This is a genomic window from Agrobacterium sp. 5Ca50, from assembly GCF_055381905.1.
The window spans coordinates 487,725-513,978 of the sequence record NZ_AP026440.1 but is presented as its reverse complement, the minus strand read 5'-3'; the positions used below and the strand labels follow the sequence as shown (position 1 = coordinate 513,978).

At 54.1% G+C, this 26,254-nt stretch carries 26 protein-coding genes; 10 read left to right on the top strand and 16 right to left on the bottom strand.

Features of this window, described 5'->3' with window-relative positions:
* Nucleotides 1-181 precede the first annotated feature (181 nt).
* The 6 genes from ACZ5FM_RS24580 to ACZ5FM_RS24555 form a co-directional block, all read right to left on the bottom strand.
* Nucleotides 182-568 (bottom strand): hypothetical protein, encoded by a 387-nt coding sequence (locus tag ACZ5FM_RS24580; RefSeq protein WP_464041083.1) that lies wholly within the window; start codon nt 566-568, stop codon nt 182-184.
* A gap of 194 nt (nt 569-762) precedes the next feature.
* Nucleotides 763-1,572 (bottom strand): alpha/beta fold hydrolase, encoded by an 810-nt coding sequence (locus ACZ5FM_RS24575; protein WP_464041082.1) that lies wholly within the window; start codon nt 1,570-1,572, stop codon nt 763-765.
* A gap of 292 nt (nt 1,573-1,864) precedes the next feature.
* The gene (locus tag ACZ5FM_RS24570) at nt 1,865-2,407 is read right to left on the bottom strand and encodes a cytochrome c (protein WP_464041081.1); all 543 of its coding nucleotides are present in this window, start codon (nt 2,405-2,407) and stop codon (nt 1,865-1,867) included.
* A 112-nt stretch (nt 2,408-2,519) separates the two neighbouring features.
* Nucleotides 2,520-3,068, bottom strand: coding sequence for a DUF1127 domain-containing protein (locus ACZ5FM_RS24565; protein ID WP_464041080.1), 549 nt, complete (start codon nt 3,066-3,068; stop codon nt 2,520-2,522).
* Between the two features lie 250 nt (nt 3,069-3,318).
* A complete protein-coding gene (locus tag ACZ5FM_RS24560) occupies nt 3,319-4,527 on the bottom strand; it encodes a cytochrome P450 (RefSeq protein WP_464041079.1) in 1,209 nt (402 codons plus the stop codon).
* Nucleotides 4,528-4,757: 230 nt separating this feature from the next.
* Nucleotides 4,758-5,534: an alpha/beta fold hydrolase gene (locus ACZ5FM_RS24555; protein WP_275643504.1), complete on the bottom strand. Its 777-nt coding sequence runs from the start codon at nt 5,532-5,534 to the stop codon at nt 4,758-4,760.
* A gap of 405 nt (nt 5,535-5,939) precedes the next feature.
* Between ACZ5FM_RS24555 and ACZ5FM_RS24550 the strand changes: the two genes are divergently transcribed.
* Both ACZ5FM_RS24550 and ACZ5FM_RS24545 read left to right on the top strand, forming a co-directional pair.
* Entirely contained in the window at nt 5,940-6,440 is a 501-nt protein-coding gene (locus tag ACZ5FM_RS24550) for a cupin domain-containing protein (RefSeq protein ID WP_464041078.1), read from the top strand.
* A 529-nt stretch (nt 6,441-6,969) separates the two neighbouring features.
* Complete coding sequence (locus ACZ5FM_RS24545) at nt 6,970-8,172, top strand: cytochrome P450 (RefSeq protein ID WP_464041077.1); 1,203 nt, start codon at nt 6,970-6,972, stop codon at nt 8,170-8,172.
* 756 nt (nt 8,173-8,928) lie between these two features.
* Here the strand turns inward: ACZ5FM_RS24545 and ACZ5FM_RS24540 are convergent.
* Nucleotides 8,929-9,243, bottom strand: coding sequence for a peptide deformylase (locus ACZ5FM_RS24540; RefSeq protein WP_409515624.1), 315 nt, complete (start codon nt 9,241-9,243; stop codon nt 8,929-8,931).
* Nucleotides 9,244-9,833: 590 nt separating this feature from the next.
* Between ACZ5FM_RS24540 and ACZ5FM_RS24535 the strand changes: the two genes are divergently transcribed.
* The gene (locus tag ACZ5FM_RS24535) at nt 9,834-10,019 is read left to right on the top strand and encodes a DUF1127 domain-containing protein (protein ID WP_368077704.1); all 186 of its coding nucleotides are present in this window, start codon (nt 9,834-9,836) and stop codon (nt 10,017-10,019) included.
* Between the two features lie 176 nt (nt 10,020-10,195).
* Here the strand turns inward: ACZ5FM_RS24535 and ACZ5FM_RS24530 are convergent, their stop codons facing one another.
* On the bottom strand, nt 10,196-11,338 hold the full coding sequence (locus ACZ5FM_RS24530; protein WP_464041076.1) for an esterase-like activity of phytase family protein: 1,143 nt from the start codon (nt 11,336-11,338) through the stop codon (nt 10,196-10,198).
* Between the two features lie 528 nt (nt 11,339-11,866).
* Between ACZ5FM_RS24530 and ACZ5FM_RS24525 the strand changes: the two genes are divergently transcribed.
* On the top strand, nt 11,867-12,904 hold the full coding sequence (locus tag ACZ5FM_RS24525; protein ID WP_192490150.1) for a glutamine synthetase beta-grasp domain-containing protein: 1,038 nt from the start codon (nt 11,867-11,869) through the stop codon (nt 12,902-12,904).
* Nucleotides 12,905-13,178: 274 nt separating this feature from the next.
* Here the strand turns inward: ACZ5FM_RS24525 and ACZ5FM_RS24520 are convergent, their stop codons facing one another.
* From ACZ5FM_RS24520 to ACZ5FM_RS24495, 6 genes are all read right to left on the bottom strand, one after another.
* A complete protein-coding gene (locus ACZ5FM_RS24520) occupies nt 13,179-14,237 on the bottom strand; it encodes a ketopantoate reductase family protein (protein ID WP_464041075.1) in 1,059 nt (352 codons plus the stop codon).
* 305 nt (nt 14,238-14,542) lie between these two features.
* Complete coding sequence (locus tag ACZ5FM_RS24515) at nt 14,543-14,974, bottom strand: BA14K family protein (protein ID WP_464041550.1); 432 nt, start codon at nt 14,972-14,974, stop codon at nt 14,543-14,545.
* Between the two features lie 654 nt (nt 14,975-15,628).
* A complete protein-coding gene (locus ACZ5FM_RS24510; protein ID WP_464041074.1) occupies nt 15,629-16,888 on the bottom strand; it encodes an ABC transporter substrate-binding protein in 1,260 nt (419 codons plus the stop codon).
* Nucleotides 16,889-16,890: 2 nt separating this feature from the next.
* Nucleotides 16,891-17,937, bottom strand: a complete 1,047-nt coding sequence (locus ACZ5FM_RS24505; protein WP_275643497.1) for an aldo/keto reductase — start codon at nt 17,935-17,937, stop codon at nt 16,891-16,893.
* 10 nt (nt 17,938-17,947) lie between these two features.
* On the bottom strand, nt 17,948-18,298 hold the full coding sequence (locus ACZ5FM_RS24500; RefSeq protein ID WP_250984659.1) for a TIGR04076 family protein: 351 nt from the start codon (nt 18,296-18,298) through the stop codon (nt 17,948-17,950).
* Nucleotides 18,291-19,028 (bottom strand): GntR family transcriptional regulator, encoded by a 738-nt coding sequence (locus ACZ5FM_RS24495; RefSeq protein WP_464041073.1) that lies wholly within the window; start codon nt 19,026-19,028, stop codon nt 18,291-18,293. Before ACZ5FM_RS24495 ends, ACZ5FM_RS24500 begins: the two co-directional genes overlap by 8 nt.
* Before the next feature lie 113 nt (nt 19,029-19,141).
* Here ACZ5FM_RS24495 and ACZ5FM_RS24490 point away from each other — a divergent pair, with 113 nt between their 5' ends.
* Genes ACZ5FM_RS24490 through ACZ5FM_RS24470 form a run of 5 tightly spaced genes read left to right on the top strand, consistent with a single transcriptional unit; the run spans nt 19,142 to nt 24,032 of the window.
* Nucleotides 19,142-19,951, top strand: coding sequence for an ABC transporter ATP-binding protein (locus ACZ5FM_RS24490; RefSeq protein WP_464041072.1), 810 nt, complete (start codon nt 19,142-19,144; stop codon nt 19,949-19,951).
* Entirely contained in the window at nt 19,948-20,691 is a 744-nt protein-coding gene (locus ACZ5FM_RS24485) for an ABC transporter ATP-binding protein (RefSeq protein ID WP_312950658.1), read from the top strand. Before ACZ5FM_RS24490 ends, ACZ5FM_RS24485 begins: the two co-directional genes overlap by 4 nt.
* Nucleotides 20,688-21,599, top strand: coding sequence for a branched-chain amino acid ABC transporter permease (locus tag ACZ5FM_RS24480; protein WP_312950655.1), 912 nt, complete (start codon nt 20,688-20,690; stop codon nt 21,597-21,599). The genes ACZ5FM_RS24485 and ACZ5FM_RS24480 overlap by 4 nt, the downstream gene beginning before the upstream one ends.
* Entirely contained in the window at nt 21,596-22,567 is a 972-nt protein-coding gene (locus ACZ5FM_RS24475) for a branched-chain amino acid ABC transporter permease (protein WP_464041534.1), read from the top strand. Before ACZ5FM_RS24480 ends, ACZ5FM_RS24475 begins: the two co-directional genes overlap by 4 nt.
* Nucleotides 22,568-22,571: 4 nt before the next feature.
* Nucleotides 22,572-24,032, top strand: a complete 1,461-nt coding sequence (locus ACZ5FM_RS24470; RefSeq protein WP_464041533.1) for an aldo/keto reductase — start codon at nt 22,572-22,574, stop codon at nt 24,030-24,032.
* Between the two features lie 129 nt (nt 24,033-24,161).
* Here the strand turns inward: ACZ5FM_RS24470 and ACZ5FM_RS24465 are convergent, their stop codons facing one another.
* Together ACZ5FM_RS24465 and ACZ5FM_RS24460 are read right to left on the bottom strand one after the other, a co-directional pair.
* Complete coding sequence (locus ACZ5FM_RS24465) at nt 24,162-24,365, bottom strand: hypothetical protein (protein WP_464041532.1); 204 nt, start codon at nt 24,363-24,365, stop codon at nt 24,162-24,164.
* A 103-nt stretch (nt 24,366-24,468) separates the two neighbouring features.
* A complete protein-coding gene (locus tag ACZ5FM_RS24460; RefSeq protein WP_275643489.1) occupies nt 24,469-24,951 on the bottom strand; it encodes a MarR family winged helix-turn-helix transcriptional regulator in 483 nt (160 codons plus the stop codon).
* Nucleotides 24,952-25,360: 409 nt separating this feature from the next.
* On the opposite strand from ACZ5FM_RS24460, the gene ehuB reads away from it, so the two are divergent.
* On the top strand, nt 25,361-26,230 hold the full coding sequence (gene ehuB, locus ACZ5FM_RS24455) for an ectoine/hydroxyectoine ABC transporter substrate-binding protein EhuB (RefSeq protein ID WP_464041531.1): 870 nt from the start codon (nt 25,361-25,363) through the stop codon (nt 26,228-26,230).
* Nucleotides 26,231-26,254 lie beyond the last annotated feature (24 nt).

Here is a 26,254-nt window from a genome sequence, read left to right as displayed (position 1 = left end):
GATTGAGAGTATGCGCTGTTGTGACGCTACCCATCCCACGACCTCCGCCAGCCGCCCCGATGGACGTCACTGGTCAGGTTAACAGCTCGGCTCGCCCGATAATCGCCTTTTCACTCATTTGGCGATGCCGTTGAGGTTGTACTATCCCCGCCCTGCGCTCAACAGACAGCCGCGTCACCGCTCAAGGGTACCAGTCCGGATAGAGTGGCGCAGACTGCAGGAGAACGGAAAAGATGGTAATGTGAATTATGCTGAGAGCGAGCAAGAGGATTAGGGGAAAGATACCATTGAACCAAACGTCTTCTGCACTGTTTTCAACCGCCATCTCGCTGCCTGAAGCCGTGGTTGCAGTTTCATCAACATGCTGAGATATCACAATTGGCTCGGTTGGTTTGAACGGCGGTTCACCAAGTATGGAGATGATGCTCTCAGCGATTTGTGTATAGTGCGGATCGTCAACTTCCGTCCGAAACCGCGGCCTGCGCAGTTCATCTTCAGATCGAACGCTTACCAGATGGAGATGGCGGCTCTGAGGTTTCGAGGTGGCCTCTTCGTGGTAATCTTGCATGCGGATTTCTCCTTTGAAATAAAGGTTTGGTGTGCAGGTAGTGCTGTGGGGGTGAAGTCAGGGATTGTTTTGGGGCGCACAATCAAGTTTAAGCCGAGCCCTCCCGGTACGGAGGCGCTTGGCGTCACGCCGCAGGGATTGCGAACCCTATCGATGTGGATATGTTTGTTGATTTTGCAGTCGGCTAGGACTGCTCAAATGTCTTCGAGAAATCTTTCCAGATAGCCATTAAACTCTTCGCCGTTCTGGAGAAACGGGGCATGCCCGGCCCGCGGAATACGAAAGCACGTACCCTTCCATAGTTTTGAGTAAGGCACGCTATCAACGTAATCCAGGTTAACAATCGAATCGTCGGCGCCATTAACAATGGCTGTGGGAATGGTTGTAGAACTTACAATGGCGCGCTGATTGCTTTTTTCCGTAATTCGCGCAGCGGAGGACAGGATTGTCCGGAAACTCAAATCTGTTCTCATCGCCGCCTGTTCCAGTTCGTACGTTGCTTCATCGCCGAAAACCCTGTTCACGAACTGCATCGCCTCCAGTTCGGTGAACTTTCCCCGAGATGCCAGACCTTCCAGCAGACTGCCGCTGAACCCTTCCGATATATCTGGCCCTACCGGTGACGTACCTGTTAGAAACAGCCCGCGGAGTGGATACGAACGCGCTGCTACTTCGATTGCAACGTGTCCGCCCAAAGACCAGCCAACAAGGACGGGTCTTTTCAAATCCAGCTTTTCAAGAAGTTCAATGCACGCGTCTGCGAGGCCGGGTAACGGATATGTTCTCTCCTTGACCTCAGCGTCATCAGACTGACCGTGCCCGGGCAAATCTATGCAGATCAAACGGTGATCTCGGCCAAGGTGGGAATTTAACTGTCGGTGAAAAACCCTGCGGCAAGAGGAGTTGCCGTGGATCAGCACGACGTCCAAACCCTTGCCAAGTGTCATCTCGGCGACAAGATTGCCATGCGAGGTATCTACGTTCTGAATCACGGTATCAAACATGTCAGCCTGCTCTCATGCGTTGAATTGTTATGCGGGTAATCCGTCTTGGCTTCTTTTTCATTGGAGGAAGTTCTACGAGGACGGCTTGGCTTGGCTGTTTCGGATTCCGAAAATCGGGTTACAACTGAAAGCCATGGATCTCTTGAAATACGATAAGGCTCAGTGTGCTTACACCCGACCTGAAGGATGACATCCACGCGAGTTGACCCAAGGCGCGGACACGCATGTTCGGCACACTTGAGTTGCACTAAACTAAGCCGCCCAGGCACACATGTTGGTTTCACTTCGCATATCACCGCTGCTTTACTTTATCAGGAGGCGCCAACCGCAGCGTGTGAACAGGAACTGCCTCCGCGGGGCCAAATGGTCCCGGCACCCTGTTTTTCACCGGCTTGAGAGATTTCAGATACTCCACAAGCGCGAGAATATCGGGTTCTTGCAGTTGAGCTAAATCAGCCCACGGCATGACCGGCGACAGAAGTCGGCCATCGGGACGCTCCCCTGTTGTAAGGGCCAGTCTAATGTCCTGTGGGGTCCAGGTGCCGATTCCCGTCTCATCATCAGGTGTTATGTTAGGGCCGATCACGGTGCCGAGATTGGGGTCCCAGAAACCAACGTCGGACCCAGACAGTGTTTTGCTTTGATCACGTTTACCTAGAAAATGCCCGGGCGTATGACAGTGCTCGCAATTACCAAGCTGTGAGAGATAGTAACCACGGCTCACCAACTGCTGGTTTGGTTTGTCTGCCGCTTCAGCAATCCCCGAAAAACATGTCGTTAGCACGCACACGCTGGCACAAGAGCTGAAAAAGGTGAAGAAGCTGGGTAATTTCATCGGTTTGATATCTCTTGTAATATGGATCAAAGTGCTGGCTAAAAAACACAGCCAGTGAGGCATTGTGGCTGGCGGGCGCTAGCCGATTGGGATGGATAAAGGGGAAACCCGCCTATTCACGACCTTGGCGCCGCGAAATAGAGGGATTATCGCCAACCCGTTCACCTGCATCTCGCGCAGCGACCGAAATGGGATAAACAAGACAGGCCGCCGGACCAAAAAGGGAAAAGAAACGAAACCACAGCGACGGACGAGACACGTGAGCGGGGTGTAAATGCTGGTCACTATGACCTCCAGCACGCTCGTTAGTATGAAGCGACCCAACCAAGCCCGTCTCGTGGCCGACACCGGAGAAATCGTCTTCTGAAAAAGAGCGTCTCGCTTTATTTTGCCGTTCAACCAGCCAAGGGTGGTCAACACGCCTCATTTTCCCGACATCCTCTAAAGGCAGGCCGAGACAGCTAATTTCCTGACGGCTCATGCCCAGGTCGCGCAGGATATGGTCATCAAGTAACCGCAACTGCTCGATTTGACGGCGAATTTTGCGCTGGAAATTCCACCAAGACAGTGGTGCTGTAAGAGTGTGCGTCAGTCGTTTTGCACAGTGAGACCAAATAGATCTGCGGCCGTATAGTGGTTCGTTGCGAGAGTTCGTATTCATCAACAGGGCGCTCCAAGCGGTTTAGATCGCTTGACATTGCCCGTCTGTGTTTGTTGCAAGATTGCGATATCAGACAACTCGATTACAGACGTAATCGCATGTGCCGCCGAACAATTTGCGCTTGATTTGACGCAAGGCGCCGTCTCTTGAACGTGTAGTCTGGACGTCCTTGAAAACAGGACAGACGCACTTGCAGAAAATGCGCCTGTCTCAAGAGTGTTGATCTTGCTCAACTTTACCGCGATAAGCTTTAAGCGGGGCTGACAATCAATTCGTCAACGTTTCTGATGCCTGCATGTCCACTGACCCGCAACGACGCATCCCCTAAGCGCAACTCCTGCATGCAATCGAGTAAGGCACCCAATGCTTCTTCCAGTTCTATTTGCGCTAAGGCTTGTCCAAGGCAACGATGCTCGCCGTCACCATAAACAGGATGCCATCGTGGGCGATTGCGCTCGAGTGAAAACACATCGGGCTCAGGAAAGACGCAGGGATCACGCAGAGCTGACATGGTGGACAAGATAAGCATGCTTCCACGCGGTATTACATGGCTGGCAATTTCTATATCCTCCACTGCGAGCCGAGGGATCGATCCCACAGCGGGCTCCAATCGCAAGCACTCAGCGACAGCAGGTACAATGAGGCGGCGATCCTCCTTCAATCGCAGCCAAATGTCGGATTGTCCAAGCAACAATCCGGTTTGAATCACGATTGCCGCACGTGTGGTATCTGTTCCACCCAAGATCACGCTAGCGAGTTGCATGACTGCCTCAGAAGGTGAAAGCTCGCCCTCTCTATCCACGTTAGAAACGTATTCGGAAATAAAATCGTCGTTCGGCGACTTGCGCCGTTCCGCGATTAACTCTTCGCAATACGATATGAAAATGGCAGTTGCCGCTTCCATTTCCGGTACGTCCTGGTCAGTCCAAGACGTGGTCAGCACCTTGGACACCTGATAAACCAATGCGGTGAAATGCTGGACGTCCGACGCGGGGATCCCCAGTATCGCAGCAATTGTGATTGCCGGTATTTGAGCCGCGAATTCATCGCGCAATTTCAATCCATCTTCGCGCAGATGTCTGGATAGCAGGTTTCCTGCCAAAGCTCGTACTTTGGGCCGTAGGGCCTCCATCATTCGGAAAGAGAAACACTTGGTCATTGGCTGACGTCGTCGGCGATGTACGTCACCATTCGAAAACAACATGCTTTTCGACAGAAACTCCAGAATCGGTCCGCTGGTTATTCCACGAGCCCTCAAATATTCAGTTTCAATCTGTTTGGTGCGCGGGTCCTTGACGAAACGCTGAACATCTTCCCCGCGTAAAAGGAGATAGGCTCCATCCTCCCGCTTCAGGAACGGCATGTTTGCACGATATTCTGCAAAGATTTGGTGCGGTCGGGAGTTAAGTTCGGCGTAGGTAAGGACTGGCGGAGCTGGCATCATCGAATAATATGTCAAATGTAAATCCTTGGGTGAGAGGGGCCACCCTTCTGATCCGGCATTACTTTCTGATCATTACAAGGACGCCTGAATCTCATTGCATTTGACATGATTTCGTTAGGCTGAACTTGCCCGAGCTCTCAGCTTGCCGGTGGAAGATCACGCATCGTGGAGCGCGTCAGTCTGGAGAATGTTGCATTGGTGTTTTCAAGCGAGTGCATTTTTGCACTCGCTTGATGTTTCTGTTGTCAGTTTGCTTTGTTCTGGATTGTCTTGGCGGCCTCATCGATCGTGTCTGCGACCACCTTTGGCTGCGTCATGAACAGCGCATGGCTGGCTGAGACCTTGGTAATCTTCGCCTTGATCCGCTCAGCCATGTGAATGAGCATCGCCTGATCAAAGGCCTTGTCTTCCGTGGCAATGACAGCCCAGCTGGGCTTGGTGCGCCAGGCAGCATTTTTGAGCTTTGTGCCAAACACCTCCAGATTGATAGGAACCTGCGAGTCTCGCATGAAGGCAGCATCTTCATCACTGACATCATGGGCAAACCCGGCTTTGAATTTCTCGGGGCTGACAAAACCGAAGCCGTCATCAGCCTTGTCGATCACAAATTCGGAGGCTGGGGCAAAACCCTCATATTGCTGGCCGGTCGTTTCACCAGCATCTGGCGACAGGGCCGACACGTACACCAGGCCAGCGACATTGGCGTGAATGCCTGCTTCCGTGATGACGGTACCGCCCCAGGAGTGACCGACAAGAATGGTTGGGCCGTCCTGACGGTCGAGTGCGCGGTTTGTCGCGGCAACATCGTCGTCAAGAGATGTCAGGGGGTTCTGGACAATCGTGACCTTGTAGCCACGCTGGGTGAGCTGATCGTAAACGCCGCGCCACCCCGAACCGTCTGCGAATGCACCGTGGACGAGGACGACATTCTTGACGGGCTGGGCTGCTGATACTGAAGTTGACTGTCCTGCGGCGGCGATAGCGATAGCGGCGGCAGCTGTGAGGAATTTGTTGTCGGTCATCTGCATCACTCCGTGTTATGCGATAACTATTATCGCGATAACTATATAAAACCAGACATCAGCAGGACAGTCAACTCCTTTTTTTCGAGACGGGTTTATTGCCCCAGTTCGCCATCCAACAACCGGGTCCTACAACCTATTGAAGTCAATGACGGTATCGTCGCACATTTTTGAAGGACATCGGCTCTGTGGCCAAAACGATGGACAGTACTCTGAAGGACATCAAACAGGGTGTAACTGAGGCCTGGAACAGCATGTACACGGCCATGGTCTGATCCCACATGCGCGACAATCGGTTTCAATGGAAACGTTAAGGCTGAGTTTTGTAGCCGAAACGCAACGCCGATCCCTCACCCCCGGAATGAGCCTGACGCAGTGTCATGCAGTACTCGAAAGGAAAATCGAATGCATGCGTCGTTCAAAATGGTATCGAAATGCCCTGGCGATGATGGTGAATGGTGGGAGGTGACGCCCGGTGAACGATTTACAATCCGGACTTCTGTCGCGATGACCGGAGGCCTGTACACTATGATCGAAGTTACGGCGGAGTCACGCAACGGTATACCAGTTCATACTCACCCTGACGAGGAGGAGCACATCATTGTGTTAGAAGGCAGTATTCACCTCACAAATGGCGACCAGAACCTTGTATTGTCAGCGGGGAACTCTGCAACTGTAAAGCGTGGCGAACCACACGCGTGGTGCAATCTGTCAGATAATATTGCCAGGATGCTGATCGTTTTTTCGCAGGGACACAAAGACAAGGCATTTGGGCTCATCAGTTCAGCGGACGACAGCTATTTGCCGACCACCACTGAACCAGGAGAAAACGGTGGGTCCACGATTGTCAGCCCACCACCTTTCGACAACGTTTTTTCCGTTATGTCACCTCGTCCAAGCCGATGATCACTACAATAGGTGGAGTGGCTGAGATCGGTCCATTTCCAACGTTGCCTAAAGGGCATCTATTTAACAGGCTCAAAGCACCTGTTAACGCTGATCCGCTTGGCCGCAACTGGCATTCTCATGCACCCTCGCCCCATTTTGGTGGCAGCAGCGCATCGAAGACCGATGCGTTGGCGAAACGACTCTTACAGATAAAACAGGACGGTTACACTTGAAGCTACTAAACGTTTGCTTCAAGCGTCTCGCAAACGTAATTGAGCGCCAGGTGATCTGTATAGACATCCAGTGATCCTGTTCCCCTAGAGGTTATACCTCAAACCTAAGCCTGGGCAGCCAGGCTTTTTTTTCGCCTGGATAAAGCATGCAGGCTCATGGGCGTCTCTTGAAACCGTCACACTTTGGTTGGTCTTCGCCAAGCTTACTTAGGATTTGGCGGGCTCGGGTTACATTTGAAACCCAAAACATAAATTGGTAACATCGGCAAATTTGATAAATATGATACTTTAGGTATTATTCGTGATACCTCAGGATGAATTACATCACACATGGAGATATGATGCTGACCGTAGCGGAACTGAACGCAGACCCTCACAAAGCATTTGCCCGGTGGCGGCCAAATCAGCGCATCGTTGAATATGAAGCTGGCGGCTTCTTTGTGCTGCGCCACGCCGATGTTATTCGGTTGAGCAATGATCCGCGCCTCGTTTCAACAGAGATGGCTATTCCCGACTCCAGAGGGGTGTCTGAGGGAAGTCTGCACGAATTTTTTAGTTACGGTATGTTGACGGCGAATGGTGCACACCATGAAAGACGTCGCTCGCTCATATCGCGTTCATTGTCGATGTTTGTGGCAACGCAATTGCGAGCGCATGTCCGCCACGCGACTGAAAGTTTGATCGACGCAGTATATGAGGACGGACAGGTCGAGTTCGTCAGCCATTTCGCCGACCAAATTCCTATCCTTGCCTTGGCCGGCCTACTGGGAGTGTCTGACCAGGAACGCGGTTCTTTCATGGTCAACATTCGCGAACTCAGTCGTTTTTTCAGCCCTGCATCAAGCGAAGCGGACATCAAAAGATCGTCAGAGGCAATGGATTTCCTACGCGACTTCCTGGTGCAAAAAATCGCAGAACCATATGGGCCCGACGATCAAGCATTCATTGCCGCGTTCAAAGGTGCTTGTTTTGCCGAAGGCGTGCCACCGCTTGAAGCTGCCATCCAGATCATTCAACTGATCATAGGAGGAACGGAGTCTGTTCGAGCGGCAATTGTCGCTCAAACCTCCCTTCTCCTTTTAAATCGAAAGCAGTGGAATTCGGTGTGTGATGATCCAGACCTCATCCCCGCAGCAGTTGATGAAGCTATGCGTTACCAGCCGGGGATCGCCGGACTGGTGCGGCTGACTACGGAGAAAATTGAATTGCAGGGAGAAACACTTCCTGCGCAGGCCCTCGTAATACTCTCAACATTATCTGCATTGAGGGACGAGACAGTTTACCATCGCCCTGACATATTCGACATCAGACGTGGCGATTTCACTCGAGAGCATTTGGCCTTCGGAGCAGGCCCGCATCGATGCGTGGCAGATCATTTAGCACGCATCGAACTCGAAGAATGCCTTCATGTTTTTTCGCAGCGGCTGCCGAAGCTTCGGCTTGACGACATTCCTGTCTTCAATGGGCATGTTTTCATCCGGGTCCCAAGCTGTTTCTGTGTGAGCTGGCCAGTCTGAATGGACAAGGCTCCCTCTTATGAGCGCCGCTATTCCATTCCATGAACTCCCAAGTCCGGCGAGAGCCTCGTCGGACACATATATCGCCGTTCTCCAGCAACACGTCCCGTCGTGCCTAGTCACGAAGTTCTTGCGATTAAGGCATAAGGACTGCGGCCATGGCTGGTTGTACAGTTCCTGTCACTTTGGTCCGCGATTAACTGAGCGACGACACATCTGCTTAAAGAACAGTGCGAAAACGCGTGGGTTACAAGCGTAATCCGTTCAGTTGAATTCTGAAACGGTGCTGTTTTTTTTGAGGAGCAAAATGGTCCTCCCGACAATCTCGGTATTACAAATCATCACCGGAGCCACAATGAAGTTAACTGCTCTAACGGTCGTACTGACTACCATTACTGCTGCACCTACCTCGGCTTTCGAGCCTTTTCCCTTCAGTCTCACCTACCCGACACAGTCACGGGCAACGGCATCAAAACCCTCAGCGAACCAGCCGAAACCGTCATTTAAAACTATCTTCAAATACGACCGTGTGCATAGGGAAAAACCACCGGTCGCAAAAAAACGCCCGTCACAATGCCAGACAGGACGACCGTTGAAGGCAACAGTATCGAGCCTCATATCGAGATCGAACAGGAGCTGCACACTTGTTGCATATGGATGTCACGCCGGATGAGCAGCCGTTGATTTGACCCGGCTGCATGTCATTTAGACAGCTGCGGTGACAACGAGATATTCGGCGACCGGTCACGTCGTTGGTCATTCTCTGTGATCCAGAATTAGTATTCCGTTGAGGTGATCAATCTCGTGTTGAATTCCTCTCCCCAAATCGCCCTCTGCAATGATTTCGCGCTGCTCTCCGGTGAGGAGAGAATATCGGACCCTCACTCTACTCGGTCGCGTAACATTTATTATTACCCCAGGGATGGACAGGCAGGCTTCGCGCACGGTGACCATATCACCAGCGGTCTCAATGATCTCCGGGTTCACGAAGGGCTGAGATTGCCGCAGGCCACCGCCAGCTGGATCGACGATAATTACACGCTTGAGAATTCCGATCTGGACAGCAGACAATCCCGGTTATCCCGCAGCATACATTGTGTCACACATATTTCTGACGAGCCGGTCTATGCTGTCGTCGTCTCCTGACACAGGCAGAGAGACCTGGCGTAGAATGCTATCCAGTGACGATACAATTTTTTTACAGCCAGCTTCTGCTCCATCGCATCAGGACTAACGATAGCCAAGAAGCAGTTTTCTCTCTCCCCATTCCGGCGATGGGATTTTGAAAAACCTGGATATGACTACAGCTGAAACAGGGTGGCGCCACGCTGTCCGCAGTCATCCAGTGCGCATGAGATAAGATTATCCTGCTCCCTGGCCGCAGCGCAGGTGGCGTTACATCGGCTACAGCGTCACCAAAACACTTTTCAAATGCGAGGCTGTCACGGCAGTGTTTTCTTGATCATACAGGTGGCATGGCCCAAGTTCGCAGACCCGGAGTGTGACCTGCATTGTGCGATTTCCATGCTGGTGCCCTTCCTACAAATGCAATCAAATATACAGCTCGTGAAACGAGTGAGCAGAACGCCTCGCCTAAATATTGATCGTCTGGCGCAAATCATTTGTGCATTCAGATTATTTTTAATGCGCGGGAGAGCGTGATGAGATCTCAAAACTCGAAATTATTTTGGCCACTCGGGCAAATCATTGCTGGCGTCGAGCGCAGGTGGAGGTTGCGAAATGCGGCAAACCATCTTGAAGAACTCGATGACCATATGCTTCGCGACATTGGAGTAGGCCGTTGCGATATTGAATATATCGTGCGTCGTGGGCGTGATGGACACTAGTCGTATCTACACCGAACACCCTTTGCCACCACCCTGAGCTATCGCATGTCATGATATTGGAATTCACCTGGGATTATCCCGGATATTGCGATCCGGGATAATCTATTCATGCACCAGCCACGATCTTCGCATCGGCCGTTATGATCAACTCACCTACAAAGCTTGCGCAAATCGGCCTACCTATCCATCTTAGGCAGATCGATTTTGAAGGCAAAAAACTGGCTTTTCTGGCGCTTGGAGAAATTGTTGTCAGCCGCCAGGATCAGAACATCACTCCCATCCATCGCCTTACCAACAGCGATGCCCTCAATATTATCGGGCGTCAAACCGATTGCGCGCAGGTCAAGCACCTGGGATTTGCGAACGGGTACAACTCGCTCGGCGGTATGAGCAAGTGAAGTGATGTTTGACACATCAGTCGCCCCTTCAACATCGATCATGAACACCTTGATATTATTTCCAAAACCTTGAGAGAAATTGCGTTCGACGACCAGAAGATAACGATCATTGAGCGCTATCATGTCTGAGGCACCGTTGTCGTTTGCTCCGTCTGCACTGTCCGGCGCCTGAGGGATAGGCGATACCGGATAGATGTATTGGGCCTTGGGTGTGCCGGTTGAGCCATCGTATCTGATAATCCGCGCAAGGCTGCCCTTTGTCAGGCTTGCCACGTCACCATCCTGAAAAAGGGCAGCCTCAGTTCCAACAAATACATCTCCTGACGGGGCAACTGCCAAATTTTCGAACGAAAGATTTTCCCGCACTCCATGGGCTTTGTCGGCGGTCGGAAAAAACTGCGCAGGAAGCGAAAACTGCCGGATAAATTCCCCACTTCTTGAGGCAACCTGAACGGATGGAGGGTTCATTGGATTGGCACCTCCTTCGCTGGACCAGTAAATTCCATCCGGGCTGATCCGAATTGCCTCGGGATCCACCTCCGCTTTGGAAAAAGCGTTCCCTTCAGCGTTCAAAAACGCAACATGTTTGTTTACACGGACACCTTTCAAACCATCATGGCTGACGTCGATGTCAAGCTCATAGAAACGGGCCGGACCTTTTTCGGAACGATCATCACTTATGGCAATGTAACGGCCACTGGCCGCATCGAACTCAATGCCCGATATTCCCCCAAACTCAATTCCATATTCCATGCTGCCAGTGGGAATGAAGAAGTCGCCGAGATATGTAAATGAGATCGATGCTTGGCACTCACCAAACGGGCAAGGCGTGGAAATAACCGGGAAGTTTTCACCTGCGTGTAATGTTGAAGCGCCCAGCAGCAAGGCAACAAATGTAAAATGGACTAAGCGTTTATGCATGAGAGGTTCCGATCTGTTTCAGTTGATGATCCGCGCCACCAAAAGTTGCCTCCATGATCGAAAGCGGAACAAGCGCGTCCCGTGCTGAACAACACACTGGCTGACGAAACCGGCGTTCAATTCGCTGTAAAGGAACGGTTTGCTTAGCTTGCTGTGGGCGCGCATACGTGGTTGGTGGAACGACACGCCTACAGCGCGTGCCTTCTATGCCGCATACGTTGGCGACGTCGAAGCATCTCCAATCTTCAGACATGGTCGATTTCACAAAAGCCCGAGACGGGCTTCAAATGAAACGCGGCCTTGCATTCTGCGTTGTGCCCCACCTGGATTTAATGCCCGCGCGATGCGCCTTCATACCACATGATTTTATCTCCATGTCGCGGAGCAGCGCGAACGATGCTCGTCATGGAGCCTCAGGGTCGAGCGTTCTTGCCAAGAAAATTACGTCTGAAACCTTGATTGCTCGGCAAGAAATCTGCCTGAAGCAAATAATCATCACAAAGCACTCCTCAACAAAGGAGGTTCGCAATGACTAAGTTTAAACTCGAGTACATCTGGCTCGATGGTTACAAGCCGGTAGCAAACCTGCGTGGCAAAACGCAGGTCAAGGAATTCGACGAATTCCCGACACTCGAGCAGCTTCCGCTTTGGGGCTTTGACGGCTCCTCCACCCAGCAGGCCGAAGGCCACAGCTCGGATTGCGTTCTGAAGCCAGTTGCCATTTATCCTGATCCAGCCCGTACCAACGGCGCGCTCGTCATGTGCGAAGTCATGATGCCAGATGGCGTTACGCCACACGCATCCAACAGCCGCGCGACCATCCTCGACGACGAAGATGCATGGTTCGGCTTCGAGCAGGAATACTTCTTCTACGAAGACGGCCGCCCGCTCGGCTTCCCTGAGCAGGGCTACCCAGCTCCGCAGGGCCCATACTACACAGGCGTTGGCTACAAGAATGTCGGCTCCATCGCCCGCGAAATCGTTGAAGAGCACCTCGACCTCTGCCTCGAAGCAGGCATCAACCACGAAGGCATCAACGCCGAAGTGGCCAAGGGTCAGTGGGAATTCCAGGTCTTCGGCAAGGGCTCCAAGAAGGCCGCTGACCAGATCTGGATCGCTCGTTACCTGCTTCTGCGCCTTTGCGAAAAGTACGGCATCGACGTTGAATTCCATTGCAAGCCGCTCGGCGACACCGACTGGAATGGTTCGGGCATGCACTGCAACTTCTCCACCAAGTTCATGCGCGAAGTTGGCGGCAAGGAATATTTCGAAGCCCTCATGGCTGCGTTCTCCAAGAACTGGCAGGAGCATATCGACGTATACGGCCCAGACAACCACCTGCGTCTGACCGGCAAGCACGAAACAGCGCCATGGAACAAGTTCTCCTACGGTATTGCTGATCGTGGCGCGTCGATCCGCGTTCCACACTCCTTCGTCAACAACGGTTACCGTGGTTACCTGGAAGACCGCCGCCCGAACTCGCAGGGTTGCCCTTACCAGATCGCGTCTGTCGTTTTGAAGACAATCGCCACAGTTCCGGGCTGGACGAAATCCGCAGTGGCTTGAAAACATTGGCGAGGCACGGTCACAACCGGCCCCGCCATTTCTTCTTCCAAACTGGATAAAATGAAGGGATTATTTTTGCGTCTCATTTTGAGAGCGCCTTGTTTTCCCTGACGGGTTTAAACGAAATGGAGCATAGTCTTTTAGCGAATAAATCCGCCCAAAACATACCTATCGTTCCGCTCCAGTTGAAGGCGCTCCCAACCTGCCCGATCGCCTGCTGCTGACAAACAGCCACACACCGACAATAAAAGGAGCGTGGCGGCTGCAGAGGATCTTATGGATTGTGCGAGAGTTCCAGTTGCCCAGACCCACCATTCAGTGCTGCGACAGGTTGTGCAGCGGTGACTCTACCGTGCTGAACGTTGCGGAAACGCGCAACGTTGGAAATCGTCTGAACAACGGGCATCGAAATTCGCTCCAGGGCCGCCAACTCAAGAACGGCGTCGCAAATGCTTGATAATTCGAGACGTTGACCCCGTTCGTAGTCCTGCAACATCGACGTTTTTACATCGCCCATGCTTTTCCCCATCTCAAGTATGGCCTCCGGCTCGACCTCGAGTTTAGCTTCGTACGCGCTGACAACAGGGAGGACTTCATAGAGCATTTTGCGGCTGATGTCTGAAAGATAGGGATCTCCAAAATTTTCTCTTAACGTGGCACCAGTTATCGCGGTAAGTGGGTTGGAAATCAGATTTCTCGTCACTTTGGTCCAGACAGAATCTCGTATTCGCGGCGCGATATTCGTTGTAATTCCAGATTGCCGCAGGATCTCGGCGATAGCTTCCAGCCGCCAACTTCTCCGGTTGTTCAGCTCACCTATCGTCATCTGCAGTGGATTGAATGTGACCGCCGAGCCACGATCACTACGCTGAGCCGTCATGACCGTGGTGGTGCCAATAACTTGATGAGAAGGAATTATCTTCTTTAGGACGTTTTGCGGATCGACCGAAAATATGGTCTTTCCTTCGCGCGCACCATCTATCCCATCGAAATACCACCAGGGTATCCCATTGATGACGGGAACCACCGTCGTATCAGGCCCAATGAGATGAGCAATTGACTGCGCAAGGGCAGGTAGATCATGCGACTTTGAGCAAAGGAAAAGAAGGTCGGTTCTGTGAAAATCTGCCGCGACCCCTATATCTACCTCAAGTTCGTGACGCCCTTCAGTGTCGTCAAGGCGCAAACCATTCTCGCGAATGAAATCAACGCTTTCTTGTTTGGCGATCAGTCCAACTTTATGTCCACCAATTATCAATCTGGCCGCGAGCGTAATGCCAATAGCGCCAGCCCCAGCCACGCAGATGCGGGTTTTGTATCCGATAGATTTCATGAGCCAGTCCTTCCTTATCGTCGAGACTGGATGATCGGCTGCTCACATAGATTGTTTGTTTCGATATACAGGTAATACGCTACAGTCGAAATAGCGCGCCCTCTTGGATGGCGCTGTAGAGCATGGGTGGCAGCGGAACGTTTTTCACAGCTGACTGCAGAAATGGCGGCACTAAAACACCCGGTCGATGTCACCTCGGAAAGCAGGCATTGCCACTTGTACAGGAGGCTGATGCCCACCCTACGATCAGCATTTCGCTCTTAGCGACTGGTCCCTGCGTAAAACCTTGTTGAATAGGAAGGCTGTCAGAACTGTGCAACGGAAGAGTTGCCTAAAGCGTTGCTGGCGGACTGCGACCCGGGCCCAAGACACTGTTTCCGAGTTCCTGTAAAAGGCTGGTATGTGTTGTCCTCAACCCGATAGGAACTATATCGCTCCATACACCACTGGGCATTTGCGTCCAGATCTATTGTATTTTGAACACCTGCTAGGTGCTCAGGTGCCTGCATTTCGGCCGGAGGTACGCAGGTGCGGCGAGGTCCTCCCCCGTATGGCTGGTAGGTATTGCTGCCAGAATCGTAAGAGCGATAGCGCGAACTGCACCATCCTCCGGGATCTACATTCTGCGCTTTGACCGGCGGCGCACTCGATAACTCGCCTTCGTTTGCCAATTCTACAGGTATGGAAAAGCGATTGACAGCTTTTGCGTTGCCAGCAGGTTTTGCGTCGGCGATCATAGCAAAAGAAGAAAGGCGAGCTGGGAGTCGCTCATATGATTGGTCGCTGAGATCAACGCGCCTTACCTGCGATGTCCAAAGCGGTTCATCGTCAAGATTTGTAAAAGCATGCGGTTTCGAAAACTGCATTATATGAGATGACACCTTCATAGCGCCAGCAGTCATTGGAAGAAGGCAGGAGACAAGAAGCAAGCTTGTGAGAAGTTCACGCATGGTATCGACGGCCCGATTATCTTGCAGGCGCAAATGCCTTTGCGGAAAAATTGTTCCCGATTACAAACGCAGTTTGTCACGGCGTTCACTTTTCTTCGGCACAAACCGGAACGCCTACAACTTAGCCAGGGGTCACTCGTCCCTTCAGCGCAGATTCGCTGTGGATACCCCCCGCCAAAGCAATCCATGCGCGCAGCCGCGAATGCCAGACGTCCGACTGGGGTGGCATATTTACTTGTAAAGCACGCCGTCTTCTTATGCGATTGCGCTGACCCAAGCGCGAGTACCGTTGATCAAACTGCAGTTCTGTTGCGTGTCGCGCGAACTTTGGCTTCAAGTTGGCAAACTCTCGAGAGACGTCGTGCAGACGAGGTGCTGGTGCCAGTCGAGAGGTGGTTTGAGTGCGGGCTTGAAACAATTATGCCAAGCCCGCCCAAGTGATCAATTCGACGCTTTGATCGTTGTGACCTCTTCTGCGCTCAACTCTCCGACTGTCGTCACTTCGCCATTGGTGATTTTCCAAAGGCGGAACGGGCCTGTGATATCGCCATACTGGTCGAAGCTGACGGGACCGATAACCCCCTCATACTTTATCGGCTTGCCGTCCTTTATAAGCTGCAGCGCCTTGGCAAATTCCTCCTTGCCGGCATGAATCGGTGTCCCTCCATCGGCCACAACCTCCGCCACCGCAGCCTTGATGGCAGCGGCATCCGACTTTCCTGCCTTGGCAATAGCCAGCGCCACGATCGCCCCGGCATCATAGGAACGATCAGCGGCAGGAGCAGATGGGGATATACCGCCAGAGAAGGCTTCGTAATTGCTGTTGAAATACTCCGTCGATGCCGTAGGGCTTGTGCCAGAAGACGTGCCGTAGGCATTTTCGAGATATTGCGCGCCCACGCTTTCAACGAAGTCCTTGGAATTCATGCCGTCGTTTAAGAGAAAGGTCTGCTTGCCGCCACCGGAAATCCAGGCGCGTGCAATCGTTGCGCCATCAACCGGCGTGCTGACAAGATAAAGCGCATCCGGCTCGCCCGCCATCGCAGCACTGGCTTCAGAAGCATAGCTCGACTGCTTTTCGTTGTAAGGCGTCGTAGAGGTGATGGTGCCGCCGAGTTTCGTGTAGGCAGTGGTGAACTCTTTCACCATGTTGACGCCGAAATCGTTGTTGACGTTGATAATGGCGATCTTCTTCAGACCTTGATCCATCGCATACTTGGCAGCCGCAGTGCCCTGCAGCGCGTCAGAGGTGATTGTGCGGAAAAACACACCATTGGTCTTGCCTTGTCGGCCAAGCTCGGTGAGCGTCGGTGAGGACGAGGCAGGCGAAACCTGCACGACCTTGGCCGGAGCTGTGACCGAGGTCAAAATCGGGATCGACACCGACGAGATGATACCCCCGATGATCACCGGCACCTTCTTGATGTTGACAAGCTGCGTTGCCTGATCAACGGCGACGTTGCCCTGGCTCTGGCTGTCTCGCGTATCGGCCACCACCTTGCAGCCATCGACGCCACCGGCATCGTTGAAGTCACGGAAAGCCATCTCGACAGATTTCGCCCCTGCCTGACCGTATTCGCCAGCAGGCCCCGTCAACTCCATGACGAGGCCAACGGTGATATCGCAATCGGCTGCGAACGCTGGTGCCGTGGACGTCGCCAGTGCTGCAACAATGGCTGAAAGCAGAAATTTCGTTCCCATTTTTATTCCCCTTTATTGAGATTGTATTTCATGATGCTGCCGTGACGGCCCTCCCGGTCCCGCTCCAGCGTATAGACGTCACCCTCGAGCTCCTTGCCTTGACGCAGGATCAACTCGATCTCTGCCAGGTCGGTGTCGGTGAGTTTGACATTTGCGATGGCGAGATTGGACGGCAGGTGGTCGCGGTTGCGCGCACCAACAATCACAGCGGCCACGCCGGGCTTGGTCAGCATGGCTGCACTGGCGATGGTCGCGATATCCACATCATGCCGGTCAGCGATCTTGCGGAGTGTCGACAGCAGCGCCTGAAACAGCTCCCAGCCGCCGAAATCGTCGATAATCAGCTTGTATTTGGTGAGCGAACGGTTTTCGAGCGGATGTTCGGGCTCTGGCTGGCCCAGCCAACGATCACCTAGAAAGCCGCCGGCCACCGTGCCGTAGCAGAACAGCGAAAAGTCCTTATCGGCAGCGAGCTCCACCATTCGCTTTTCCGGGCGAAGATCGAGCAACGAATATTGCAGCTGAAGTGAAGTGAACGACACGCCAGATGCAACGATCGCCTCGATATGATCGGTATCGAAATTGGTAGCACTGACCTTGCCGATCTTGCCGGCCTGCTGCAGTTCCTTCAGCCAGCCAGCTGTCTCCTGCCAGCCTGGAATATCGTACGCCCACCAGTGGAACTGGACGAGATCAAGGCAATCAAGATTGAGGCGCTTGCGCGAAGTATCTATGACGCCCTCGACATATGCCTTTGTGATGGCGGGCAAGACTGCCAGATCAGGAACGAACTTGGTGTGCACCCGTATGCGCGACAGCGCCTCGCTACCGCGCTGGTTACCATAGGCCAGACGAAAGCGGCCAATCAGCTCTTCAACGCCAGTATAGATGTCGGCGCAATCAAAGGTGGTGATGCCTGCATCGGCAAAAGCGATCATGTCATCGATCGCACTTTCGGTGTCAACCGCGCCATGCCCGCCCGCCAACTGCCAGCCGCCACGGATGACGCGGGATATTTCATAACCGGGGGCGATGGTGATGCGTTGCATGTCTACTGGCCTATTCTGCTATCAAGGGAACCGCTGTCGTCGCGGCGTGGCTGAAACGGCGGAGACCCGTACGGGTGATCCTTAACCGGGTGGAACAATTCGGATCGGGGCAAGCGATTTCGGTATCCGTCGTCATCCAGTCGTTGCGATGGGTCGCACGCTGCTTTGCAGCCAGCAAGGGCAAAACGGATGCCAACGAGTAAATGGAGATACCCTGACCGGGCGGCAGGTGCAGCATCTCGCCATGCAGTTCGAAGTGATCACCGGGCTTTGCTCCACAATAGACGGCCCCGCCTTCGGGAAAGACCACATCGATGCGCAGGTCGAAAAGGTCAAAACCATCATCCAACGGATCAGCCATGGTTGTGCCCTTTCTCTACCTCGTCTTCCAGTCGCCCGCGGATCAGATCGAAAGATCGGCTGATGTCGTTGGTGAGCGATTGCGTCGCCCCTTCAACATCGCGTCTTTCCAGGGCATCGATCATGGACCAGTGGTGGTTGGTCGCCGCCAGTCCGCCCTGTTCATCATGGATATGCGCCGCCTTGCGGATGATCGCCCCCGACTGAAGCCAGAGGCTTTCAACGATCGGGATTAGCACCGGCGAGCGTGCGGCCTGATAGATGTGGAAGTGAAAGCGCTGGTTCAGCGCAGAGGTGACGTGGCCGATATCCTTGCCGTGCTGCTCGAAAGCCAGATCGCAGTCGACATTGATCTGCTTAAGGACGGCGAAGTCGTCGTCTGTCAAGTTTGGCAATGCGAGAGCGACCATTTGTCCCTCGATCAGAATGCGTGCCCGGGCAAGGTCATCGAGGCGACTGCGAGTGATAAGCGGTACGCGCACCGACCGGTTTGGCAAAGATTCAAGCGCCTGCTCGGACACGAGCCGACCCAGCGCCTCGCGCACTGGCATGGTGCTGGTCTGCAACCGTTCAGCAAGATCGACAATGCGCAAGATGTCGCCAGCATCGAACATGCCATTGATAAGCGAATTGCGCAGCTGCGTGTAGACGCGATCTTGCAGCGTCTCGCGACCAACCGGCGCAAGTGCATCACCGCGATCAAAGCTGCTGGCCTCAGAAACAATACTCATCTCGATTACCGTCCCATTTGCATCGCCTGAAACAACTTTTTGTGGGTTGATTTTCCTCATGAGGTAAAGTTTGATCAAACATCACCGATCAAATCAAGAGACTTCTTTCGTTCATGCACTCTTCCGCGTCATCAGCCCCCCTGACCAATGCTCCCGATCTGCGGGCCGTGATCGATGCACGCGACCTCGTGAAGCGTTTCGAAGGCCATACGGCCGTCGAGGGCATGTCGCTAAAACTCGCAGCTGGCGAAATGTTGGGACTGATCGGTCCAAATGGAGCCGGTAAGACAACGCTTTTCAATCTGATTGCTGGCAGTCTAAGACCGACATCGGGAGAAATCTGGATTGGCGGCCTCGACGTCTCCCAAGAGAGCCCTGAACAGCGCATCGGCCGCGGTGTCGGGCGCACCTTCCAGATCCCAAAGCCCTTTCTCGAAATGACTGTGATGGAAAACGTTATGACCGGCGCGCAAGCCCAGGATGGCGAGCGGCTTTTCGCGAATTTCCTGCGGTTCGGTCATGTCCGAAACCAGGAGAAGCTAGCGATCGAAAAAGCACGGGGCCTGCTGGAGTTTGTTACGCTGTCAGGGCTTGAGGCCCAACCGGCAAAAGTGCTCTCAGGTGGCCAGCGCAAGCTTTTGGAACTGGCACGCATCCTAATGGCCGACCCGCAAGCCATCCTGCTTGACGAACCTGCAGCGGGCGTCAACCCAGCCCTGCTCGAAACCATCATGGAGCGGGTCATCGATCTCAACAGGCAGGGCAAGTCCATACTGCTGATCGAGCACAACATGGACATGATTTCGCGGCTATGCTCTCGCGTTGTTGCCATGGCGCTCGGCAAACCTCTGGCCGAAGGCACGCCTGCCGAAGTGGCTGCCAATGCCGACGTGATCAATGCCTATCTCGGGATTGCAGCATGACGGCGCCCGCGCTTCGCACCCAAGCGCTCGTCGCAGGGTATGAACCAGACCTGCCGATCGTGCGTGGTGTCGACCTGTCAGTAGCGCCCGGGGAGCTGCTGGTGCTTCTCGGACCCAATGGGGCAGGCAAGTCGACATTCGTCAAGGCGATTGCCGGTGTCGTCCCCGTGCATTCCGGCAGCGTCTTCCTGGGGGAGAGCGACATTACGCGCGTTACTACCCACCGCAAGATCGGCAAGGGCCTCGCCTTCGTACCCCAAACGGAAAACATCTTCGCAACGCTTACCATTCACGAAAACCTCCAGCTTGCCGCCGCCGTCCTGCCAAAGCCCATCCGCGCTGAAAAAATCGCTGCTCTGTACCATCGCTTTCCCGATCTGATGACAAAACCATCGCGGCTGGCGGGAGCGCTTTCCGGCGGACAACGCCAGATGCTTGCGGTAGCCAGAGCGCTGATTGTCGATCCTCCAGTCCTCATTCTCGACGAACCATCGGCCGGTCTTTCGCCGAAGATCGTGGCGGAAGTCTTTGCGATGCTGCAGGAAATCAATTCCGACGGCGTCACCGTCATTCTGGTTGAGCAGAACGTCAAGGCTGCCCTTTCGATTGCCAACCGCGCTGTCATTCTCGTCGAAGGTAAAATCCGCCATGAAGGAGATGCATCAAGCCTACTTGGCGATCCTCTGATCGCCAAGCTCTATCTCGGCACATCGCAGCAACATGAGGTGCCGCAGCCATGAACCCACAATTCCTGATCGATGGGCTGATTGCCGGCGCGATGATTGGCCTGGGCGCCATCGGCGTCACGCTGACTTACTCGATTCTGCGCTTTGCCAATTTTGCCCATGGCGAGCTTCTCTCCTGGGGGGCCTATCTGGCACTCGCAGTGAGCGGTGGCCTGGGCCTGCTCTTCTCCACGCTGACAAAGCCTGTCGGGCCCTTCTCCTTCGGCTGGTCTCTGCCGCTTTCAACCGTGCTCGCAATCATCCTCACAGGTGCTTTGGCACTCGCCGTGGACGCGGTATTGTTCGGCCGCCTGAGGGCGCGCGGCAGCGCTGTTATCATTCTGGTGATGGCAAGTTTTGGCGCCTCGCTTGCCCTGCGCAGCCTGCTTGAGTTCATATTCACCTCGAAACCTGCCTATTACACCAAGGCGCTGCAAATCGCTGTTCCGATCATTGGCAAACTGCGGGCAACGCCCGATCAGCTTCTATCGCTCGGCGTCTCTTTCGTTGCCGTCATCGCCATCCACCTGCTGATGACCCGAACTGATATCGGCCGCTCGATGCGGGCTGTCAGCGAAAACCCGGCACTAGCGGGAATTGCCGGCGTAGATGTGCGCCGGGTAATTCGCTGGGTGTGGTTCGTTGGTGCAGCACTCGCCTGCATCGCGGGCGTCATGACCGGACTGCTGGTTCAGATACGGCCCTATCTGGGTCATGACCTGTTGCTACCATTGTTTGCCGCCGCGATCCTTGGCGGCATCGGTAGCGTGCCCGGCGCCATGATCGCAGGATTGATCGTCGGGCTTTCAGAGGCTGCGGCCGTTCAAATGATCGGCGCAGAATGGCGCGCTGCGGTCTCCTTCGTCATCCTGGTTGCGGTTCTTCTTCTGCGTCCACGCGGATTGTTCGGGAGGGCGACATGAGCCTGGATCTGATTGCCTATGCAGCCTTCTTCCTCACGATGGCACTGACCTATGCCATCATGTGCCTCGGTCTCAATGTGCAGTGGGGCCAGACGGGTTTGTTCAACGTCGGCATCGCCGCCTTTGTGGCCATCGGCGCCTATGTCTCGGCCCTGCTGACGACGCCTGATGCTGCCGGTCGTGTCGGCGGCTTCGACCTGCCAATCCCCATCGGCTGGATCGGAGGCGCGCTTTTCGCAGGCCTAGCCGCCTGGCTGGTCGGAGCGCTTACCATCCGGCTCCGGTCCGACTATCTGGCAATCGCCACTTTCGGTGTGGCCGTCACAGTCCAGCTTTGCGTGCTCAACCTGCAGCCGCTTACAGGCGGCGCTTTCGGTATCGGTTTCATTCCGCGTCCGTTTGGCGATCTGGCCGGCGATCCGCTTGCCTTTGGCCTTTCTAATCTTGCGCTGATGGCAGCCATCGTACTGGCGCTGTACCTTGCGCTCCAGCATCTAGCCAAAAGCCCATGGGGGCGCGTGCTAAGGGCTATCCGAGAGGATGAAGCTGCCGCGCAGGCGCTGGGCAAGCGCCCGATGCGCTTCCGGCTACAGGCCTTTACCATCGGCGGTGCCATCATGGGACTGGCGGGTGCCGCACAAGGGCATTTCATCGGCTTCATCGCACCCGACAACTATCTGCCGATTCTGACCTTCCAGGTCTGGGCAATGCTGATAGTCGGTGGCTCCGGCAACAATCGCGGCGCCATTCTCGGCGCGGTAATCGTTTGGGGCCTCTGGGCGCTGTCGGCCGCAACTGTTTCCGCTTTCGTCCCGCCGGAGCAGCAGGCGCGCGCTGCATCACTGCAGATTGTCATGATCGGGGTAGGTCTTTGCCTAATCCTGCTCCTGCGCCCTCGCGGCATTCTCGGCGCGTCGAACACAATCGCATCTCTCACGCGCAAGCGCGCGGCAAAATCTAAGGAATAGACCCATGGCAAAGCGGCCCGATCGCATCGCGATCACCAAGGACCTCTCAATCAGCCGTCTTGTCTGCGGGCTCTGGCAGGTTGCCGATATCGAAAAGAACGGCACGGTAATCGACCCGGACAAGGGCGCCGATGCACTTCAAGCCTACACGCGCGACGGCTTCGACACATTCGATATGGCAGATCATTATGGCTCGGCCGAAGTGATCACCGGACGTCTTTTGGCGCGTTATGACAGCAACGCCAGACCAGTCGCTTTTACCAAGTGGTGCCCTGAGCCCGGCCCGATGACTGCGGATGTCGTGCGTCGCGGCGTTGAGGAACGGCTGAGCCGACTAGGGGGCGACAGGATCGATCTGCTTCAGTTTCACTGGTGGAGTTTTGAGCACCCCGCATGGCTCGACGCCCTTCACGAAATGCAGCGCCTTCGCGAAGAGGGCCTGATCGGCGCGTTAGGACTGACCAATTTCGACGCCGGACATCTGGCGCTGGCCTTGGCCGATGGTATAGAGATCGCCACCAATCAGGTCTCGTTCTCTCTCGTTGATCGCCGGGCGGCCGGAGCGTTGTCCGATCTCTGCGCCAAAAGCGGTGTCAAGCTGCTGGCCTATGGCACACTGTGCGGCGGTTTTCTCTCCGAAAAATGGCTCGACCGGCCCGAGCCCGTCAACATCCCCGACTGGAGCCGCTCGAAGTATAAGCGCTTCATTGACACCGCCGGCGGGTGGGACGCGTTTCAAGGCATTTTGCGGGCGGCTTCCGGTATCGCGGTCAAGCACAGTGTCTCGATCTCCAATGTCGCCAGCCGGTGGGTCCTCGAACATAATGCTGTCGCCGCTGCTATCGTCGGCGCGCGGATCGGAGAAAACGAGCATCGTGATGATAATCTGAAGGTATTTTCCTTCGCGCTGGATGGTGAGGACCATGCGGCCCTTAACGCAGCTTTTGCAAAAACACATCCCATTCCTGGTGACTGCGGCGATGAATACCGCAAACCGCCGTTCCTGACGGCATCTGGCGATCTCAGTCACCATCTGGACGCCATCCCGTCTATCTATACCGCAGTCCCCGTCCCCGGCCGACCTGGTCGTTCGCGTGTATCGTCGGGCAGCATCTGGGAGCCGATCGCTGGATATAGCCGCGCGGTCCGGATTGGCAATCGCATCCTCGTCTCCGGCACAACAGCGACCCATGGCGCGGACCGATGTGTTGCGCCCAAAAATGCTGGCGCCCAGGCCACCTACATTCTTGATAAGATCGCAGCATCCATCTCAGCGCTGGGCGGCAGCATGGAGGATGTTGTACGAACCCGAATCTATTTGCGCGATGCTAATCAGTGGGAACCAGTTTCCCGGGCTCATGGCCGTGCCTTTTCATTGGTCCTGCCGACCAATACACTGATCGAGGCCGGCAATCTGATCGGGGATTACGAGGTTGAGATCGAGGTGGAAGCGATCTGCGACTGAAGCCGAGAATAATCCCTGTCACGCCTGGCAAAACCGTTGCACCGCGGACACCAGATGGCGCACCCAAGGGTTTTCTGGCTTCACACCCGCTGATGTCCTGGCTTGCCCATGCAGGAGCAAGGTTCAGGATTACAGTGGCTGCAACGAGCTGCAAGCAAGCGCCATCATGCCAGCATTGCCTGTCGTGACGCCTGTACATGTGCTCGTACTCGTCGAAACGGTCGTTACAGAACCATCCATAATGATGGCAACGAAGCCACGCGCGTCACGCTTCGCGACCATTCTGCCCACAGCGTAAAAATACGTAATGTCAGCCTGTTGGCCGGAAGACATCTTCGCACACCTGCTCGCTACCGCGCCTGGCCGATTTTTTGGAGAGCAGACCTTATATGCACGATCCCCACGGAACCGGGACGGGCCAATGCCGAATAGCGAATTATGGTTCGCCAGATAAATGCACCATATGGTCAAACACTGCGGCCGGATCGTCATGATCCGGGTCAAGCATATCGGCAACCCGTTCAAGCGACGCAACAAGTGTCATTTGCTCCCAATCTTTAAGCTGGGAAAAATGTTTCTGGAATTCGGCATGCACCGCATTTGGCGCTTTGGCCAAAATTTTCTGGCCGTGATCTGTGATCGACAAAAGAGCTTGTCTGCGATCTCGCTCGCCGCGGCGGCGATGGATCATTCCGATGGCTTCCAGCTTTTTCAGCAGAGCAGTCGCCGTTGCCTGAGTGATCCCCATGTGAGCAGCAACGTAACCCGCGGTCTGTTCACCCTGCCCGTCCAACACCTGCATGAAGATAAGTTGTGACGGCGTCAGGCCGGTTTCTAGCATAAGCTCTTTTGAATTAAGCTCAGACGCGCGCAAGATTTTTCGAATTGCTGTCAGTGCAAGCTTGGTACGATCTTCCATCGTTTTTCCCTGTCGGTTCACTGCGCTGTAACTCTAGAGGGAACCAAAGACAATAGGAATGCATTTACGTTCCCTCCACATCCTTAGAGATACTAAGTATTGTTGCGCACCTAATCAAAAAATAGAAACGATTTAAAATTATCTACGAGGATAAAAACTTAAATATTCAGGCATTTAGGCGTTATTTTAGAAAGTCGAAGCCTAATTTGCGGCTTTTTTGTGGTTGATATTTAGTTTGTTTAATCTAAATAAATGGCGTGTTATCGAAAGCGGAAATCTGCTTTTTTCAGATTTTACACATTGGAACAGCCTGTCGACTACGGGCACGCGCGCACCGCGCGGGATGGAAATGCGGCGACGAAATCAGCCTTGCCACTTGTCCATCCAGGCATGAAATCAGGAGACGTGTATGACCAAATTTTCACAGCAAGTTTTGACCCTTCTAACATTAGCCGCAACGACAGCATTTGCGGCTAATCCCGGCAACGCCGCCACCCTGGAAGAGATCAAAAAAAGCGGAACCGTGCGTATCGCAGTCGCAAATGAAATTCCTTATGGCTATGTCGACCCGTCAGGTGAAGCAAAAGGCGCCGGTCCAGATGTGGCAAAGGTCATCATGGAAAAGCTGGGCGTCGAAAAGATTGAATGGGTTGCCACCAACTTCTCGTCCCTTATTCCCGGTTTGCAGGCGAACCGGTTTGATATGGTCGCCGCAGAAATGGCAATCTTGCCAGACCGGTGCAACCAGGTCCTTTTTTCCGATCCGAACACGTCTTACGGCGAAGGTCTTTTGGTCGCCAGTGGCAATCCAAAGAACATTCATGCTTTCGAGGACTTTGCCAAAAACGGCGATCTGAAAGTGGCAATTATGGCTGGCGCTGACCAGCTTGAGATGATGCAGAAACTTGGCGTGGACGAAGCCAACCTTGTCACCATCTCGGCCAACGCAGACGCCATATCGACCGTATCCACAGGACGCGCCGACGCATATGCCGCGACAAGTCTTACGGTCGGCAACCTAGCTGAGCAGAATAACGGCGTCGAACTTGCAGAAAACTTTACTGACCCGGTCGTTGACGGAGAGGCCGTGCGCAGCTGGGGCGGGTTTACCTTTGCAAAAGACAACGTGACATTGCGTGATGCCGTCAATCAGGCGCTTGTTGACATCAAGAAGACTGAAGACTGGGCGGAGATCGTCACCTCCTATGGTTTCACTCAATCCGATCTGGATGGCTCACTCAAACGCAGCACACAGGAACTCTGCTCTGTGTCAAATTAATCCTGTTAAAGCGCCTCGGAAGCT

Bases quoted from the DNA above. Each gene is read 5' to 3' on its own strand.
- ACZ5FM_RS24475 (WP_464041534.1), top strand. From the start codon at position 21,596: ATGAGCCTGGATCTGATTGCCTATGCAGCCTTCTTCCTCACGATGGCA.
- ACZ5FM_RS24565 (WP_464041080.1), bottom strand. From the start codon at position 3,068: ATGAATACGAACTCTCGCAACGAACCACTATACGGCCGCAGATCTATT.
- ACZ5FM_RS24525 (WP_192490150.1), top strand. From the start codon at position 11,867: ATGACTAAGTTTAAACTCGAGTACATCTGGCTCGATGGTTACAAGCCG.
- ACZ5FM_RS24460 (WP_275643489.1), bottom strand. From the start codon at position 24,951: ATGGAAGATCGTACCAAGCTTGCACTGACAGCAATTCGAAAAATCTTG.
- ACZ5FM_RS24470 (WP_464041533.1), top strand. From the start codon at position 22,572: ATGGCAAAGCGGCCCGATCGCATCGCGATCACCAAGGACCTCTCAATC.
- ACZ5FM_RS24530 (WP_464041076.1), bottom strand. From the start codon at position 11,338: ATGCATAAACGCTTAGTCCATTTTACATTTGTTGCCTTGCTGCTGGGC.
- ACZ5FM_RS24580 (WP_464041083.1), bottom strand. From the start codon at position 568: ATGCAAGATTACCACGAAGAGGCCACCTCGAAACCTCAGAGCCGCCAT.
- ACZ5FM_RS24550 (WP_464041078.1), top strand. From the start codon at position 5,940: ATGCATGCGTCGTTCAAAATGGTATCGAAATGCCCTGGCGATGATGGT.
- ACZ5FM_RS24480 (WP_312950655.1), top strand. From the start codon at position 20,688: ATGAACCCACAATTCCTGATCGATGGGCTGATTGCCGGCGCGATGATT.
- ACZ5FM_RS24495 (WP_464041073.1), bottom strand. From the start codon at position 19,028: ATGAGTATTGTTTCTGAGGCCAGCAGCTTTGATCGCGGTGATGCACTT.
- ACZ5FM_RS24490 (WP_464041072.1), top strand. From the start codon at position 19,142: ATGCACTCTTCCGCGTCATCAGCCCCCCTGACCAATGCTCCCGATCTG.
- ACZ5FM_RS24545 (WP_464041077.1), top strand. From the start codon at position 6,970: ATGAATTACATCACACATGGAGATATGATGCTGACCGTAGCGGAACTG.
- ACZ5FM_RS24515 (WP_464041550.1), bottom strand. From the start codon at position 14,974: ATGATCGCCGACGCAAAACCTGCTGGCAACGCAAAAGCTGTCAATCGC.
- ACZ5FM_RS24505 (WP_275643497.1), bottom strand. From the start codon at position 17,937: ATGCAACGCATCACCATCGCCCCCGGTTATGAAATATCCCGCGTCATC.
- ACZ5FM_RS24500 (WP_250984659.1), bottom strand. From the start codon at position 18,298: ATGGCTGATCCGTTGGATGATGGTTTTGACCTTTTCGACCTGCGCATC.
- ACZ5FM_RS24555 (WP_275643504.1), bottom strand. From the start codon at position 5,534: ATGACCGACAACAAATTCCTCACAGCTGCCGCCGCTATCGCTATCGCC.
- ACZ5FM_RS24520 (WP_464041075.1), bottom strand. From the start codon at position 14,237: ATGAAATCTATCGGATACAAAACCCGCATCTGCGTGGCTGGGGCTGGC.
- ehuB (WP_464041531.1), top strand. From the start codon at position 25,361: ATGACCAAATTTTCACAGCAAGTTTTGACCCTTCTAACATTAGCCGCA.
- ACZ5FM_RS24535 (WP_368077704.1), top strand. From the start codon at position 9,834: ATGAGATCTCAAAACTCGAAATTATTTTGGCCACTCGGGCAAATCATT.
- ACZ5FM_RS24465 (WP_464041532.1), bottom strand. From the start codon at position 24,365: ATGTCTTCCGGCCAACAGGCTGACATTACGTATTTTTACGCTGTGGGC.
- ACZ5FM_RS24510 (WP_464041074.1), bottom strand. From the start codon at position 16,888: ATGGGAACGAAATTTCTGCTTTCAGCCATTGTTGCAGCACTGGCGACG.
- ACZ5FM_RS24575 (WP_464041082.1), bottom strand. From the start codon at position 1,572: ATGTTTGATACCGTGATTCAGAACGTAGATACCTCGCATGGCAATCTT.
- ACZ5FM_RS24485 (WP_312950658.1), top strand. From the start codon at position 19,948: ATGACGGCGCCCGCGCTTCGCACCCAAGCGCTCGTCGCAGGGTATGAA.
- ACZ5FM_RS24570 (WP_464041081.1), bottom strand. From the start codon at position 2,407: ATGAAATTACCCAGCTTCTTCACCTTTTTCAGCTCTTGTGCCAGCGTG.